This window comes from Acetobacter fabarum (assembly GCF_040702925.2).
Classification (GTDB): Bacteria; Pseudomonadota; Alphaproteobacteria; order Acetobacterales; family Acetobacteraceae; genus Acetobacter; species Acetobacter fabarum_B.
In genome coordinates, this window is the sequence record NZ_JBFCXX020000047.1 from 1 (window position 1) to 1,929 (window position 1,929).

The following is a 1,929-nucleotide window of genomic DNA, read 5'->3' on the forward strand; positions in this document are numbered from 1 at the left end:
TGAAGACCTTGTGGCACTGGGTTATGATGGATCCTACGGACGGGTGGCCGCTTTCATCCGGCAGTGGAAACACGAACAGCACCAAGCACGCCAGACAACGGGTCGGGGTGTTTTTGTGCCCCTGTGCTTCCAGCCCGGGGAAGCGTTCCAGTTCGACTGGGGCGAGGACTGGGCGGTCATTGCCGGCCGTCGCGTCAAGCTGCAGGTTGCCCACACCAAACTGTCCTTCAGCCGGGCCTTCATACTCAGGGCCTATCCCCTGCAGACCCACGAGATGCTTTTTGATGCGCTGACCGAGGCCTTCCGCGTGCTCGGTGGCGTGCCACGGCGGGGTATTTTTGATAACATGAAGACCGCCGTGGACCGGATTGGCTCTGGCAAGGCACGTCAGGTCAATCTGCGCTTCATGGCCCTGGCCAGCCATTACCTGTTCGAGACGACCTTCTGCAATCCGGCAGCCGGATGGGAGAAAGGGCAGATCGAGAAGACCGTGCAGGATGCCCGGCGCCAGATCTGGCAGGATCTGCCTGCCTTTCCTGATCTGGGGGCGCTGAATGCCTGGCTGGAAGCCCGCTGCCTGGACTGCTGGGAACGGCTGCAGCATATCGAACTGGCCCGGAGCATCGCCGAGGTCCATGCTAGCGAGCGTCCTCACCTCATGGTGCCGGGGCGTCCCTTTGACGGGTTTGTCGAACAGACCAAGCGCGTCTCACCAACCTGCCTGATCCAGTTCGATGGCAACCGCTACAGCGTGCCGGCCTCCTTTGCCAATCGTCCGGTCAGCCTGCGGGTTTATCCCGACAAGCTGCGCATTATCGCCGAAGGGCAAGTTCTGTGCGTGCATGACCGGATCATCACGCGTTCGCATGGTGTGCCAGGCCGCACGGTGTATGACTGGCGGCATTATCTGGCGGTCATCCAGCGCAAACCGGGCGCCCTACGCAATGGCGCGCCGTTTACCGAATTGCCAGCCGCCTTCCGGACCCTGCAGGATCAACTGCTCAGGCGGCCTGGAGGCGACCGGGAAATGGCTGAAATCCTGGCCCTTGTGCTGCAGCATGATGAGCAGGCTGTCCTCTGCGCGGTTGAACTGGCACTTGAAGACGGCGTGGCGACCAAGACCCATGTTCTCAATACGCTTCATCGCCTGATCGATGCCAAGAGAACCGTGGTTCCCCGGCTCGATGCCCCACAGGCCCTGGTGCTCGAACACGAACCGTGCGCCGATACAGGGCGGTATGACATCCTGCGAAGGGACAGCCGCCATGCGTCATGATCCTGCGGCTGCTTCACTTGTGGTCATGCTCCGTGGATTGCGGATGTATGGCATGTCCCAGGCCACGGCCGACCTCATCGAGCAGGGGGCACCTGCCTTCGAGGCGGCCATCCCCATCCTCTCACAACTCCTGAAGGCGGAACTGGCCGAACGCGAAGTGCGCTCCATCGCCTACCAGACAAAGACCGCCCGGTTCCCCGCCTACAAGGACCTGTCCGGGTTCTCCTTTGCCGATACGCAGGTCAACGAGCCCATGATCCGCCAGCTCCATAGCGGGGACTTCATCGAGCGTGCTGAAAATGTCGTGCTGATCGGCGGTCCGGGAACCGGGAAAACCCACCTGGCGACCGCGCTGGCCATCCAGGCGATCACCCATCACCGCAAGAAGGCGCGCTTCTGGTCAACGGTCGATCTGGTCAATGCGCTCGAACAGGAAAAGACCGCCAACCGGGCCGGGCAGATTGCCGACAGGCTGCTCCGCCTGGATCTCGTGATCCTTGATGAACTCGGTTATCTCCCCTTCAGTGCGTCTGGGGGCGCCCTGCTGTTCCATCTGCTCAGCCGCCTCTACGAGCGCACCAGTGTCATCATCACAACCAATCTGAGCTTCAGTGAATGGGGAGACGTCTTTGGTGACCCGAAGATGACAACGG

Annotated in this window: 2 protein-coding genes; both read left to right on the forward strand. The window is 61.5% G+C overall.

Features of this window, described 5'->3' with window-relative positions; translation table 11 throughout:
- Nucleotides 1-1,276 (forward strand): IS21 family transposase (gene istA / locus AB2L51_RS14980; protein WP_395583030.1); only part of this gene is annotated, 1,276 nt, incomplete at its 5' end.
- A partial coding sequence (gene istB / locus AB2L51_RS14985) for an IS21-like element helper ATPase IstB (protein WP_395583031.1) occupies nucleotides 1,266-1,929 on the forward strand: 664 nt, incomplete at its 3' end. The genes istA and istB, both read left to right, overlap by 11 nt.